General features: G+C 38.5%; 1 protein-coding gene. It reads right to left on the minus strand.

Features of this window, described 5'->3' with window-relative positions:
• Positions 1-338 (minus strand): transposase (locus K5G00_RS29640; protein ID WP_238770284.1); only part of this gene is annotated, 338 nt, incomplete at both ends.

Here is a 338-nt window from a genome sequence, read left to right on the forward strand (position 1 = left end):
ACCTTGTTTTTATGTATTGCCATATTTGTTCAGAGGGATTCAATTCCGGGGTATATGGAGGAATGTTCAGCAGGAATATGTTCTCGGGGACTTCACCTGGCTTTATCAGATGGAAGCGGGCATTATCGATAACAACAATTTTATATTCATTTGGCCTTTGTGCTGAAAAAGCCTGGAGATAACGCTTAAAAATATCGATACTTGTACCATTAATTTCCCATACGAAAGAATTTCCATCAATGAGCGAATAACTTCCATACAAATAGGTAGTTGAAAAACGATGTTGATAACTGATGATTGGGCGTACGCCTTTTGCTGTTATACAGCGTCCGATATGA

Origin of the sequence: Maribellus maritimus (assembly GCF_022267315.1) — a bacterium.
Classification (GTDB): domain Bacteria; phylum Bacteroidota; class Bacteroidia; order Bacteroidales; family Prolixibacteraceae; genus Draconibacterium; species Draconibacterium maritimum.